Below are 13460 nucleotides of genomic sequence, written 5' to 3'. Positions count from 1 at the left end.
GTCAGAAACTGGCGCGCACGGTCAGCGTGGCATTGCGCGGGTCGCCGTAGACATTGCCGAAGCTGGCCGGGCCGAAGCCGCTGCTGCCAAGCCGCTGGTAGTACTCGCGGTCGAACAGGTTGTTGACGTTCAGGCTGGCCGACCAGGTCTTGTCGAAGCGGTAGCCGACGCGGGCGTTCCAGACCGCGTAGCCGCCCTGGGCCACGCGCACCGACGGCCGGCCGCCTTCGCTGAAAATGGCGCTCTGCGCACTGACGCCGCCGCCGATATCCCAGCGGTTCCACTCGCCGGGCAATTGATAGCCGGTCCACACCCGCAGCAGATGGCGCGGCGTGAACGAGCGGAAGTTCTGCCCGCCTGCCGTGGGGTCGCTCTTGTATTCACTGTGATTCCAGGTGTAGCCGGCCGCCATCTGCCAGCCGGGCGACAACTGCCCGGACAGCTCGGCCTCGAACCCCTGGCTCTGCACCTTGCCGCTGTCGGCGTAGCAGCAACCGCCGGCCGCCACCGGCGATACCAGCACCGCGCGGTGGGTTTCGTCGATGCGGAACACGGCAAACGACGCATTCAGACCGCCGTCGAACCACGCCCCCTTGATGCCGGCCTCGTAGTTGGCGCCGATCACCGGCGGCAGGCGGCCACCGCTTTCGTCGAGCTTGTCGCTCTGGACCCGGAAGATGTCGGCATAGCTTGCATACAGCGACCAGGTCGGATCGAGGTCGTAGACGATGCCGGCATACGGCGTGACCCGGCCATTCTGGCGATAGTCGCTGCTGGTGGCACCGGTCAGCCGGTTGTGTGCCTCGCTCTGCCACCAGCTGACCCGGCTGCCGAGGATCAGCGTCAGCGGATCGGCCAGTTTCAGTCGCGCCACGCCGTACAGGCCGCTCTGGCGGGTATCGGTGCGGTTCTTGCTGGTCCAGCGCGGACTGCCGGGGTCGGCGATGGCACCGGGATGGAAGTTGAATACGTCGACGGCCGTGCCGCCGAAGCCGGGCAGCACGCCGCCGTCGGCATCGGCCTCGCGCCGGTACAGATTGCCGCCGACCACCACTTCATGACGACGGCCAAACGCCTGGAATGCGCCGGACAGCATGGCGTCGATGCCGAGCTGGCTGTTGCGGTACGCATTGGCGCCACCGGCCAGCTTCGGCCCGGCCAGCGTGACCCGGTCGACCGCACCGCTCACATACGCGTATTTCAGGTCACTGGTTTCCCGCTCGCCGCTGGCGCTGATTTTCAGTTGCCAGTCGTCGTTGAAATCATGGGTCAGATCGGCAAACAGCTGGGTAGTCTCGAAATTCCAGTGCGACCAGGGGGTGCTGAGGAAGGTCTTGCGACCGAGGCCGAGGTCGCCGCCATCCTTGTAGCGCGGCAGCCCCATCATCGGCGGCACCCAGTCGCGTTTCTGGTAGCTGACACCGACCGACGCCCGCGTGCGCGACCCCAGATCCGCTTCCAGGATGCCGTACAGCGCCGTGCGTTCGCTGTTGGCAATATTGACCGGGTAATCCTGCTCCGCATACGACATCGCCACCCGGCCACGCACGGTGCCGCTCTCGTTCAGGGCCGAACTGGCGTCAATCTCCCCGCGCCAGCTGTCCCATGAGCCCGCGCTCAGCGCCACCGACGCATGCGGCGCGGCGGTCGGCCGCTTGCGCACCAGATTGATCACGCCGCCCGGCTGGCCGGCCCCGTTGAACAGCCCGGCCGCCCCGCGCAGCATTTCAACCCGGTCGTACATCAGCAGATCGGGCTGGGTCCACGACGAGCCGCCGGTCTGCAGCGGCACGCCGTCGAACTGGAAATACTCGATCGGAAAACCGCGCGAGTAGAACGCCGGCACCACGGCGGTGCCGGACAGGTCGACGGTTACACCGGTAGTTTGCGCCATCGCGTCTTCGAGCGAGGTCATGTTCTGCTCCTCGATGCGACGATGGGTGATGACGCTGACCGACTGCGGCGTTTCCTTCAGGCTGGCGGGGATTTTCGAGCCGACGCTGACCGCCGGCACGGTGTACGAGCCGGTCTGCGCCGAGGGCAGATGACGTGGCGCGGCGGCATCGACCGTCACCGCCGGCAGGCGGATCGCGTCGTCACCTTCGTCGGCCCACGCCGGCAATGCCGTGCACAGCGTCAGTACGGCGAGCGCAACCGGTTTGTGGCGCGACGGCGGTCGGCGAAGCGGGGCGGGTAACGGCATGGTGGCAATGTCCTGGACAGTAAACAGATGAGAATGAATCTCGATACTGTACGGTGTTGCCAGTGCAGGCGCTTTCGCCCGCCGGGCTTTGACATTCGTGATCTGGACGGCCGGTCAGCCCTGGCCCAGCTGGCTGGGCGGCAGGCCGAAGCGCTTGCGGAACAGGGTCGAGAAATGCGGAATCGCATAGCCGACATGGCAGGCGACTTCGGACACGCTGTAGGCGCCGGTCGACAGCATGCGGTGCGCCTCGGCCAGCCGCACCTCCTGCACGTGGCCGAATACGCTGGTGCCGAACAGCTCGCGAAAACCGGAAGTCAGTTTCTTCACATTGACGCCGACCCGGCGTGCCAGCTGATCCAGCGTCAGCGGCGCATGGGCGTGGGCAGTGGCCAGGGCGCGCGCCTGCTCCAGCCGCTCGATGTCGCCGGCCGACCAGCGCCGTGCTGCCGGCCGTCCCGCGACGGCCAGCGCCTGGCGGGTGGCGATGGCGGTCAGTTCCAGCCCCTTGCCGGCCAGGTACAGATCGCGCAAGCCGCCGTCCAGCGGGCAGGTCAGGATCTGCGAGGCGATGGCGCGCAGCGACGGTGTCAGCGGCTGGCGGCGGACGATGATGGCATCAGTGCCCAGCCGTTCACCGCCGGCCTGCGCAATCCGTTCCAGGTCCAGCCCGTGACGCTGCGCCGCCTGGCGGTCGATGCCGATCTTGACGTAGCGCTGCAGCGTGCCGGGCGCGAAGCGGTCGCGCCCCTCGTGGCGACCGGCCGCCAGCACCAGGTAGACGCCGGCATCGGCGACATCGAACGGTCGCTGACCGTCGATGCTGGCCGACAGCCTGGCACTGAGCGAGACGATGACCTGCAGCCCCTCGAACACCGGTTCGCGCACGTCCAGATAGTCGCTGTGGACCCGCGAACCGGCAGACAGGGTCATGTCGGACACGATGTGTCTCGACCAGCATGTTTCGGCCATTGGCACAGCTCCCGTTCGAAATCAAACGAGAATGATAATGATTATCACCATGCTGCGCAATGCAGGTACCGGGTATGTCCTAGCCGTGTCCGGTGCCGTGCGACAGGTGCTTGCGCACCAGATCGGCAATCGACGCCGCATCGAGCTTGTCCATCAGCCGCGACTTGTGCACCTCGACCGTGCGCACGCTGATGCCGAGCAGCTCGGCAATATCGCGGTTGTGCCGGCCATCGACGACCAGTTGCATGATTTCGCGCTCGCGCGGAGTCAGCGTCGCGTAACGGCGCGCATGTTCGTCACTGCCACGGCGCTGGTGCTGCGCCGCGGTCTGGCTGGCACAGGCTTCCTCGATCGCCTGCAGCAGCCGCTGCTCGTCGACCGGTTTTTCCAGGAAGTCCAGCGCCTGCGAGCGAAAGGCCTGCCGCGCCGAATCGACGTCGCCATGCCCGGTCAGGATGATGACCGGCAGCCGGCAGCCCCGCTCGCGCAGGGTCTGCTGCAGGGTCAGCCCGTCCATGTCCGGCATGCGGATATCCAGCAGCAGGCAGCCGCTCAGGCCCGGAGTCCAGCGCTGGAGGAAGTCGGCGGCGGTCGAGAACAGCGCGGTGCGATAGCCGTGCAGGCTCAGCAACAGGCTCAGCGCATCGCGCACGCCGGGGTCATCGTCGACGATGAAAACCGTCAGGTCAGTGTGGGTCATCGGAAGTCTCAACGTCACCGGCATCGAGCGGAAGCCGGATTTTCAGAATGCCGTGCGTGCCGGCCTCGACCGTCAGCGTGCCGCCGTGGGTTTCGATGATCACCCGGCTGATCGCCAGGCCGAGCCCCATGCCGCTGGCCTTCATCGACACGAAGGGCTCGAACAGCCGGGCGCGGATCTTGTTCGGAATGCCGCTGCCGCTGTCGCGAACGCGTATCCACGCCCAGCCGTCACCGGCGCCGCTTTCGACCACCACCCGCGGTGAGGCGATCGACGCCTGCTCGACCTCCTCGAACGCATTGCTGAGCAGATTGCGCAGCACAATCTCAAGCTGAACCCGGTCACCGAGCAGACAGGCTTCCGGCGCCGGCGCCACCACGAACTCGACACCGCGCAGACGCGCGCGCTCGACAAACGGTGCGGTGGCGGCAGCTATCAGGCGCGCCACGGGCAGCGGTTCCAGCGCCGTCGAACCGGAGCGGAAGAATTCCCGCAGACGCTTCAGCACATCCGAGGCCCGCCGCGACTCGGCCACCATGGCGCCGACGGTCTTTCTCAGCAGCGCATCGTCGCCATTGCTTTCGATCAGCCGCGCGCAGGCACTGCCGTAGGCGGACAGCGCCGTCAGCGGCTGGTTCAGCTCATGCGCCAGCGCTCCGGCCATTTCACCGGCCGCAGCCAGCCGCAGCGACTGGCGCAGCTCGGCGCTGGCACGCCGCGAGCGATCGACCGCCACCCCGGTCAGGAAGCCGGCCAGCGTCAGTGTCAGCAGCAGTACCTGCACGTCCGGCATCTGCGGCCCCGGCCAGCCGGCCAGCAGGATGGCGGTGGTCACGCCGGCCTCCAGCACCACGGCCGCGACAATGACCCCGGCCATGCCCTGCCGTGCCGCCGCCCAGGCCAGCGGCAGGAACAGCAGATAGAACGTCAGGATGCGGTCATCCGGTCGCAGCCATGCGCCGGCCAGAATCACGCTGATCGCCAGCGCACAGCTGAGCGTCTCGCGCTTGCAGACCGCCTGCACGAAGTCGGCACGCGAATCCTCGCGGCACAGCAGGTAGAACAGCGGCATGCCGATCAGCATGCCGGCGATCTCGGCCATCCAGTAACGGATCAGCACATCGACGCTCAGTATCTGGGTATTGCCACTGATCGCGACCAGTGCACCTGTATGCAGCAGGGTGCCGAACAGGGCGCCGGCCACGATCACGCCGGTCAGCCGCAGCAGGCTGCGGTGGTCGGCAAAAAAGCCGCCGTCCGGCAGGCCGCGCCGCAGGGCATGGGCGGTGGCGACATAGGCCAGCACCGGCATCAGGCCGGGCAGCAGGGTATTGACGGTGTTCTCGACCGGAAAGGGGGCCAGCCATTGCGCCAGCACGATGGTCAGCAGCAGTGGCAGCAGCGCCTTGTTCCCTTCCAGCAGCAGGAACACCAGCGCCAGGCCGGCGGCCGGGTGCCAGACCTGGCCATTGGGCAGAAAAGCGGCGTACGGGCCGGTGAACAGGTCCAGGACCACGTAGACGGCCATGAAGGCGAACACTCGCCAGATGCGATGGACATCGCGCATGTCAGTCATGACACATGATATCCGGAATTCAACAGCCGCCCAGTATCCCCGATTTTCATCACCGCGCGGAAGCCGGCGGGGCGGATGCCGGTTGACGTCCTTTATTGTGACACGTAACATGAAACACGAAACATGACGAAAGGGCTGCCATGCACGACGACGATTCCCGGTCGGACCCGACCGCTGTGGCGCTGTTCATCATCGCCCGCCTGTTCGGCGTGGCGCTGCTGCTGTACGGGCTGGCCATCGCCGGCGCCCCGGCCGATCACGCAGCCGACCGGACGGCCCTCCGCGTCGCCAGATCGCCGGCCGGCGACTGCGCCGCACCGGCCGCAGCGGCTGGCGCGGCACACGGAGACTGAGCGGCCGGGGCACAGGCGCGGTACGATAGCACCCCTGACCACTGCCCCGCCTGCCATGACCAAGCCCTTGTCCCGTTCCACCCTCAGCAGCGACGCCTATGCGACCGTTCGCGCCATTCTGCTCGATGGCGAGCGCCATGCGCCGGGTGACAAGATCAGTGTCGAGGCGCTGGCGCAGGAACTGGGTGTCAGCCGCTCGCCGCTATGGGCAGCGATCTCCCGGCTGGAAGCCGAGGGGCTGGTCGAGGTGCGGCCGCGCCAGGGGGTGTTCATGCCGGCCTTCCGTGCCGACGAGGTACGCGACATCGCCCGGGCCCGGGAGGCGCTGGAGGGCATGGTGGCCCGGCTGGCCGCCGCCCAGGCCGACGAGGCGCAGATCGCGGTCATGGCCGATTCGATCGACCGTCAGGCACAGGCCATAGCCGCCCAGGACCGCGCCGGCTATGCCAGCGCCAACCAGCATTTCCACGAAGCGCTATTGGCTGCTGCCGGCAGTCCGACGCTGTCGCGCCTGCTGCATGCGCTGTATGGACAGATGATGGCCATGTGCGGCCGGCGGCCGTTCAGCTTCGACCAGCTGGCGTGCAATCGCGGCGAGCATGTCGCGGTGCTCGATGCAATCCGCCGGCGCGACAGCGACCGTGCCGACGCGATGGCCCGGCAACACGTCAACTCCCTGGTGCAGGCGCTGCTGGCCGCCGGAGACTGACGGGCCGGGACGGCGCAGGCAGCCGTCCGCCTGATGAAATCCCGCCATGCCCGTCCGTTCTTCGCTGCCATGACGGGCGGACCGCCCGACCCTACGGGTTTCCCTTACGCGCCGCCCGAATTTTCCGTATCCCCACCATCTGCAATACTGTAAAGGTATGCCGGGTCTGCGGCGCATGACGGACAAATCAAGGGGCGCGATGGATTCGACGAACAGGGTACTGATTGTCAGCGACGGCGTGGCCGATGAGCAGCCGCTCATCGACGCCGCCGTCGCGCTCGGCACGCCGGCCTCCGCCGGCGGCACCCTGTTGCGCATCGCCCCGCCCGCCTGGTCACCGCTGGCGCCCTTGCCGCGCCCGCTGCCCCGGTTCCCGACCGGTGGCGACTGGCAGGTACTGGCCGATGCCAGTCTGGCCGAGCTTGATATCCAGCGCCAGCGCCACCCGCTGACCCTCGCCGCCCACCAGCCGGCTCCGTGGCCGCGCGAGGGGCTGACGGCCCTGACCCGTCAACTGCTGACCCCGCCGCACGGCACACTGCTGATCGTCCGCCGCCCCGGCGCCGCACCGTACCGGCGTGTGCTGGTCGCCATCGAACTGTCGGCGGACCGTGCGGCGGACTGCCTGCAGCTTGCGCGCCGCTTTGCGCCGGCAGCCGAGCTGACCGTGCTCCATGCCCTGCCCCGGCAGCCGGACGCGGCCGACCAGGCCTGCCCGCCAGACCAGCGCGAAGCCGCGCTCGACCGCCTCGATGCGCTGCTCGACCAGGCCGGCCTGTCGCCGCGACAGGCATTCAAGATTGCCGAATGCGCCCATGCGCCCGAACTGATACTCGACAAGGAACGCGAATTGCTAGCTGATCTACTGGTGATCGGCGGCCGGACCCCGTCCGCGCTGCGACGCCTGTTCTACCGCGGCGTCATGCCACAAGTGCTTGCCCAGGCCGGTTGCGATGTGCTGATCGCACCGGCCCAACCGCGATGACGGGAACACCATGTCGCTGATCCTGATCGTCCTGCTCCCCTTTATCGGCAGCCTGCTGGCTGCCTGCATGCCATCCAATGCGCGCAATGCCGAAGCCTGGCTGGCCGGCGGCGTCGCCGTGGTCTGCGCCGCGCTGGTCATCAGCCTGCAGTCACAGGTCGCCGACGGCGGCGTGGTCCGCCATGCGCTGCCGTGGATCGCCGGGCTCGATTTTTCGCTGCGTCTCGACGGGTATGCGTGGCTGTTCGCGCTGCTGGTCGCGGTCATGGGCGGCCTGGTGGTGCTGTATGCCCGCTATTACATGTCGCCGGACGATCCGGTGCCGCGTTTCTTCTCGTTCTTTCTCGCCTTCATGGGGTCGATGCTCGGCGTGGTGCTGTCCGGCAACCTGATCCAGCTGGTGATGTTCTGGGAGCTGACCAGTCTGGCGTCGTTCATGCTGATCGCCTACTGGAACCACCGTATCGACGCCCGGCGCGGTGCGCGCATGGCGCTGATCGTCACCGCCACCGGCGGACTGTGCCTGCTGGCCGGCGTGCTGATGCTCGGCCAGGTGGTCGGCAGCTACGATCTCGACCGGGTGCTGGTGGCCGGCGACCGGGTACGCGCCCATGCGTGGTATCCGGCGATCCTGGCGCTGATTGCGCTCGGGGCGCTGACCAAGAGCGCGCAGTTCCCGTTCCATTTCTGGCTGCCGCACGCGATGGCGGCGCCGACGCCGGTGTCGGCGTATCTGCACTCGGCAACCATGGTCAAGGCCGGCGTGTTCCTGCTGGCGCGCTTCTGGCCGGTGCTGTCCGGCAGCGAGGAATGGTTCTGGCTGATCGGTGGCGCCGGGCTGTGTTCGCTGGTGCTTGGCGCCTATGCGGCAATGTTCCAGCGCGACATGAAGGGCGTGCTCGCCTATTCGACCATCAGCCATCTCGGTCTGATCACGCTGCTTCTGGGCATGAACAGCCCGCTGGCGCTGGTCGCCGCGGTCTTCCATATCGTCAACCACGCCACGTTCAAGGCCTCGCTGTTCATGGCCGCCGGCATTGTCGATCACGAAACCGGCACTCGCGATCTGACCCGGCTCAGCGGCCTGGCCCGGGCGATGCCGATCACGGCGACGCTGGCCATGGTGGCGGCGGCCTCGATGGCCGGTGTCCCGCTGCTGAACGGCTTCCTGTCCAAGGAAATGTTCTTCGCCGAGACGGTTTTCACCGCCCACAGCGGCTGGCTGCCGGTGGCGGCGGTGATTGCCGGCATTTTCAGCGTCGCCTACTCGCTGCGCTTCATTCTGCAGGTGTTCTACGGCCCGGCGCCGCACGATCTGCCGCGCGCGCCGCATGAACCGCCACGCTGGATGCTGGTGCCCAGCGCGCTGCTGGTACTGGCCTGCCTGCTGGTCGGCATCCTGCCGGGTCTGACGGTCGGCCCGTTCCTCGACAACGCGGCACAGGCCATTCTCGGTGTCGACAAGCCGGCATACAGCCTGGCGATCTGGCACGGCTTCAATCTGCCGCTCTTGATGAGCCTGGTCGCACTGGTCGGCGGTGTGCTGCTGTACCTGTGGCTGCAGTGGCGCCAGGCCAGCGGCGGCATCCTGATCTACCGCTTTGACGGCAAGCGCGCGTTTGAATTCGTGATGGCGACCAGCATGTCGGCGGCCGACCACCTGATGCGCTATGTGTCCTCGCGCCGGCTGCAGGTGCAGTTGCTGCTGCTGGTGTGCGCAGCCTTCACCGCCGCGCTGATTCCGCTGTGGCCGCACGGCTTCCGCTTCGGCGACAAGCCGCTGGCCCCGCTGGACCCGGTGTTTGCGCTGCTGTGGCTGAGCGGCGCGGCCTGCGCCGTCGGTGCCGCGCACCAGGCCAAGTACCACCGGCTGGTGGCGCTGATTCTGGCCGGCGGCGCCGGGCTGGCGACCTGCCTGACCTTCGCCTGGTTCTCCGCGCCGGATCTGGCACTGACCCAGATCACGGTCGAGGTGGTCACCGTGGTGCTGATCCTGCTCGGCCTGCGCTGGCTGCCGCGCCGCATCGAGCAGCCGGGCCAGGCTGGTGCCGGCAGCGTCATCGCCTACAGCCGCCGGTTGCGCGACTTCGGCATTGCGGCACTGGTCGGCTGCGGCATGGCCGGGCTGACCTTCGCTGTCATGTCGCGAACGGCCATCGAGGGTATCGCGCCGTTCTTTATCCGTGAATCGCTGCCGCAGGGCGGCGGGCTGAATGTGGTCAACGTGATTCTGGTCGACTTCCGCGGCTTCGATACCCTGGGCGAGATTACCGTGCTCGGCATCGTGGCGCTGACGGTCTACGCGCTGCTGCGCCGCTTCCGCCCGGCGCCGGAAAGCGTGGCGCCGCCACAGCAGCAGCTCGACCAGCCGATGATGGCCGCGCCGAATCCGGATGCGGCCCTGCCGGCCGGCTACCTGATGGTGCCGACGGTGCTGGTGCGGCTGATCATGCCGGTCGCGGCGCTGGTGTCGCTGTACTTCCTGCTGCGCGGCCACAACGCCCCCGGTGGCGGCTTTGTCGGCGGGCTGATCCTGTCGACGGCGGTGATCCTGCAGTACATGTTCGGCGGCATTGTCTGGGTCGAGTCGCGCTCGCGGCTACACCCGCAGTACTGGATCGCCATCGGCCTGCTGGCCGCCGGCAGTGCCGGCATCGGCTCGTGGTTCGCCGCGCGGCCGTTCCTGACCAGCCTGGCCGGGGATCTGCATCTGCCGCTGATCGGTGCGGTGCACCTGTCCAGCGTGCTGCCGTTCGATATCGGCGTCTACATGCTGGTGGTCGGCGCGACCACACTGGTGCTGGTGGCGCTGGCCCACCAGTCGCTGCGTACCCAGCATCGCAAACCGCTGCCCACACAACAGGAAAGGCAGGCCGACTGATGGAAATCGTCTATGCACTCGCCGTCGGCGTTCTGGCCGGCGCCGGCGTCTGGCTGCTGCTGCGGCCGCGCACCTTCCAGGTGATCATGGGGCTGTCGCTGCTGTCCTATGCCGTCAACCTGTTCATTTTCGGCATGGGCCGGCTGACCATCGACCGCGCGCCGATCGTCGACCCGAGCCAGGTCATGGACCCGTCGCGTTATGACGACCCGGTGCCGCAGGCACTGGTGCTGACCGCCATCGTCATCGGCTTCGCCACCACGGCACTGTTCCTGGTGGTGCTGCTGGCCTCGCGCGGCCTGACCGGCACCGACCATGTCGACGGGCGGGAAAGCGGGGGCGACTGGTGAGCGACTGGACTTCCCACCTGCCGGTGCTGCCGGTCATCCTGCCGCTGCTGGCCGGCGCCCTGATGCTGACGCTCGGCGACGCACGCCGCAATACGCGCGCCACCATCGCCGTGCTGTCGACACTGGCGCAACTGGCGGTCGCCGCGGCGCTGCTGGCCGGCGCGGCGGCAGCAGCGCCGATCGCGGTCTATCAGGTCGGCAACTGGGCCGCGCCGTTCGGCATCGTGCTGGTGGTCGACCGGCTGGCCGCGCTGATGCTGGTGCTCAGCGCCGTGCTCGCCCTGGCGACGCTGATCTACTCGCTGGCGCGCTGGGACCGCTCCAGCGTCCACTTCCACCCGCTGTTCCAGTTCCTGCTGATGGGGCTGAACGGCGCATTCATGACCGGCGACCTGTTCAACCTGTTCGTATTCTTCGAAATCCTGCTGGCTGCGTCGTACGGGCTGGCGCTGCACGGTTCCGGGCTGGCGCGGGTCAAGGCCGGCCTGCCTTACGTGGTGGTCAACCTGGTGGCATCACTGATGTTCCTGATCGGCGCCGCGCTGATCTACGGCGTGACCAGCACGCTGAACCTGGCCGATCTGGCGCTGAAAGCACCGCAGCTGGCCGGCGACGAACGGCTGCTGTTCGAGGCCGGTGCGGCCGTGCTCGGCGTGGTGTTCCTGGTCAAGGCCGCCGCCTGGCCGCTGAATTTCTGGCTGCCGGGTGCCTACGGGGCGTCGTGCGCGCCGGTCGCGGCAATGTTCTCGATCATGACCAAGGTCGGCATCTATGCGCTGCTGCGGCTCGGCAGCCTGCTGGGCGCCGATGGCGGCCTGTTTCCGTATACCGGCGACTGGCTGTTCGGCATCGGCCTGCTGACGCTGCTGTACGGCACGGTCGGCGTGCTGGGCGCGCAGCAGATGGAACGGCTGATCGGTTTCTGCGTCATCGTCTCGTCCGGCACGCTGATGGCGGCGATCGGCATCGGCACGCCCGGCACCATTGCGCCAATGCTGTTCTATCTGCTGAGCTCGGTGCTGGCGACCGGCGCCTTTTTCCTGCTGGTCGAGATGGCCGAACGCAGCCGCGCCTTCGGCGCCGACCTGCTGGCCGTGGCCATGGAAGCCTTCGGACTGGAAGACCCGGAGGACAAGCGCCATTCCGACGATGTGGTCGGCGTCGCCATCCCGGCGGCCATGGCCTTTCTCGGCCTGGCTTTCGTGATCTGCACGCTGCTGGTCGCCGGCCTGCCGCCCCTGTCCGGCTTTGTCGCCAAGTTCTCGCTGCTGTCGGCCGCGCTGGCCGGCGCCACTGACGGCACGACCCCGCTCAGCGCCTGGGCATTGACCGTCGCCGTGCTGCTGTCCGGGCTGGCCGGGGTAATTGCGCTGTGCCGGATGGGCATGCGCATTTTCTGGAGTTCGGCCCGCACCGTGCCGCGCCTGCGGGTGATCGAGGCCGGGCCGGTGGCCGGACTGATCGGTCTGTGCGTGGTGATGGCCATTGCCGCCGGGCCGGTGATGGGCTATCTGGTCGACACTGCCAGCGCGCTGCAGAACCCGCAACGCTATATCGACGCGGTGCTGACACCGCAGAACGGAGCACGCTGATGGCCCGCAAACTCGTCTGGCTGCCGCTGGCCGCGGCGCTGCTGCTGCTGTGGCTGATCCTGAACGACAGCCTGTCGCCCGGCCAGATCGTGCTGGGTGCGCTGCTGGCGACGACACTGTCGCTGCTGGTCGCGGCCATGCGGCCGCTGCGGGCGCGGCTGCGCCGGCCGGTGGTCGCACTGTCGCTGCTCGGCCATGTGCTGGTCGACATCGCCCGCTCCAATCTGGCCGTGACCGGCATCATCCTCGGCCCGCCCGAGCGGCGCGCGCACTCGGGCTTCATGCGCATCCCGCTCGACCTGCGCGATCCGCACGGCCTGGCCGTGCTGTCGATCATCGTCACCGCCACCCCCGGCACGGTCTGGTCCGGCCTCGACCCCGACAGCCACACGCTGACGCTGCACGTGCTTGAGCTGCACGACGAGGCACACTGGATCGAGACCATCAAACAGCGCTACGAGCGACCGCTGATGGAGATTTTCGAATGAACATGCTGCTGACCCTGGCGGTGAACTTCGCCCTGCTCTGCTTCGTGCTCGCCATGTGCTGCGCCGCCTGGCGCATGCTGAAGGGCCCCGGCGCCAAGAACCGCATCCTGGCACTCGACGCGCTGTATATCAGCGGGATGCTGACCGTGCTGACGCTCGGCGTGCGTTCCGGCGCGGCGGTGTATTTCGACATCGCGCTGCTGATCGCCCTGTTCGGCTTTGTCGGCACCTGCGCCATGGCCAAGTTCCTGCTGCGCGGCGAGGTGATCGAGCCATGAACCAGCTTCCGCTGTGGGCCGCGATCCCGGTCGTGCTGTTGCTGTGCGCCGGCGGTGTGCTGACCCTGATCGGCGCGATCGGCCTGTTGCGTCTGCCGCACTTCTACGCACGCATGCACGGCCCGGCGCTCGGCAATACGCTGGGCGCGGCCTGCGTGCTGCTGGCGTCGATCCTGGCGTTTTCGGTGCTCGGCCAGCGCATGGTGGTACAGGAAGTCCTGATCAGCGTATTCCTGCTGATGACCTCGCCGGTCACGGCCATGCTGCTGATGCGTGCCGCCCTGTTCGAGGATGGCCGGGACAAGACCGACTGAGCGACGACAGAAATCCGAACGGAATCAGTCCGTTCGGGTCTTTCCGCCGATAAAGATGT

The 13460-nt window shown here is 67.8% G+C and carries 13 protein-coding genes; 9 read left to right on the top strand and 4 right to left on the bottom strand.

The genetic code is table 11. The features are described from left to right. Position 1: 1 nt before the first annotated feature. From DFO50_RS09700 to DFO50_RS09685, 4 genes are all read right to left on the bottom strand, one after another. Positions 2 to 2203 (bottom strand): TonB-dependent siderophore receptor, encoded by a 2202-nt coding sequence (locus DFO50_RS09700; protein ID WP_112692417.1) that lies wholly within the window; start codon positions 2201 to 2203, stop codon positions 2 to 4. 114 nt (positions 2204 to 2317) lie between these two features. Beyond that, entirely contained in the window at positions 2318 to 3136 is an 819-nt protein-coding gene (locus tag DFO50_RS09695) for an AraC family transcriptional regulator (protein WP_233495233.1), read from the bottom strand. A gap of 118 nt (positions 3137 to 3254) precedes the next feature. Beyond that, complete coding sequence (locus DFO50_RS09690) at positions 3255 to 3875, bottom strand: response regulator transcription factor (RefSeq protein ID WP_028498759.1); 621 nt, start codon at positions 3873 to 3875, stop codon at positions 3255 to 3257. Continuing rightward, positions 3862 to 5451 carry an ATP-binding protein gene (locus DFO50_RS09685; RefSeq protein WP_158537431.1) on the bottom strand — a complete coding sequence of 530 codons (1590 nt, stop codon included), beginning with the start codon at positions 5449 to 5451 and terminating at the stop codon, positions 3862 to 3864. The genes DFO50_RS09690 and DFO50_RS09685 overlap by 14 nt, the downstream gene beginning before the upstream one ends. A 140-nt stretch (positions 5452 to 5591) precedes the next feature. On the opposite strand from DFO50_RS09685, the gene DFO50_RS18845 reads away from it, so the two are divergent. The 9 genes from DFO50_RS18845 to mnhG all read left to right on the top strand — a co-directional run bounded on the left by DFO50_RS18845 (position 5592) and on the right by mnhG (position 13401). Continuing rightward, positions 5592 to 5804: a hypothetical protein gene (locus DFO50_RS18845; protein ID WP_036385599.1), complete on the top strand. Its 213-nt coding sequence runs from the start codon at positions 5592 to 5594 to the stop codon at positions 5802 to 5804. A gap of 67 nt (positions 5805 to 5871) precedes the next feature. Beyond that, positions 5872 to 6513 (top strand): GntR family transcriptional regulator, encoded by a 642-nt coding sequence (locus tag DFO50_RS09680; RefSeq protein ID WP_158537430.1) that lies wholly within the window; start codon positions 5872 to 5874, stop codon positions 6511 to 6513. Positions 6514 to 6712: 199 nt separating this feature from the next. Beyond that, a complete protein-coding gene (locus DFO50_RS09675) occupies positions 6713 to 7498 on the top strand; it encodes a universal stress protein (protein ID WP_146745040.1) in 786 nt (261 codons plus the stop codon). A 10-nt stretch (positions 7499 to 7508) separates the two neighbouring features. Continuing rightward, positions 7509 to 10379 carry a monovalent cation/H+ antiporter subunit A gene (locus tag DFO50_RS09670; RefSeq protein WP_036385603.1) on the top strand — a complete coding sequence of 957 codons (2871 nt, stop codon included), beginning with the start codon at positions 7509 to 7511 and terminating at the stop codon, positions 10377 to 10379. After that, positions 10379 to 10729, top strand: coding sequence for a Na+/H+ antiporter subunit C (locus tag DFO50_RS09665; protein ID WP_028498762.1), 351 nt, complete (start codon positions 10379 to 10381; stop codon positions 10727 to 10729). Before DFO50_RS09670 ends, DFO50_RS09665 begins: the two co-directional genes overlap by 1 nt. Then, entirely contained in the window at positions 10726 to 12321 is a 1596-nt protein-coding gene (locus DFO50_RS09660; RefSeq protein WP_112692414.1) for a monovalent cation/H+ antiporter subunit D, read from the top strand. The genes DFO50_RS09665 and DFO50_RS09660 overlap by 4 nt, the downstream gene beginning before the upstream one ends. Then, a complete protein-coding gene (locus tag DFO50_RS09655; RefSeq protein ID WP_112692413.1) occupies positions 12321 to 12809 on the top strand; it encodes a Na+/H+ antiporter subunit E in 489 nt (162 codons plus the stop codon). Before DFO50_RS09660 ends, DFO50_RS09655 begins: the two co-directional genes overlap by 1 nt. Continuing rightward, complete coding sequence (locus tag DFO50_RS09650; protein ID WP_028498765.1) at positions 12806 to 13087, top strand: K+/H+ antiporter subunit F; 282 nt, start codon at positions 12806 to 12808, stop codon at positions 13085 to 13087. Before DFO50_RS09655 ends, DFO50_RS09650 begins: the two co-directional genes overlap by 4 nt. After that, on the top strand, positions 13084 to 13401 hold the full coding sequence (gene mnhG, locus DFO50_RS09645) for a monovalent cation/H(+) antiporter subunit G (protein WP_028498766.1): 318 nt from the start codon (positions 13084 to 13086) through the stop codon (positions 13399 to 13401). Before DFO50_RS09650 ends, mnhG begins: the two co-directional genes overlap by 4 nt. Positions 13402 to 13460: the final 59 nt, after the last annotated feature.

The sequence above is a fragment of the Microvirgula sp. AG722 genome (assembly GCF_003269145.1).
Lineage (GTDB): Bacteria > Pseudomonadota > Gammaproteobacteria > Burkholderiales > Aquaspirillaceae > Microvirgula > Microvirgula aerodenitrificans.
Note: the sequence above shows the minus strand (reverse complement) of the source record. Positions and strands in the feature narration are given on the sequence as shown.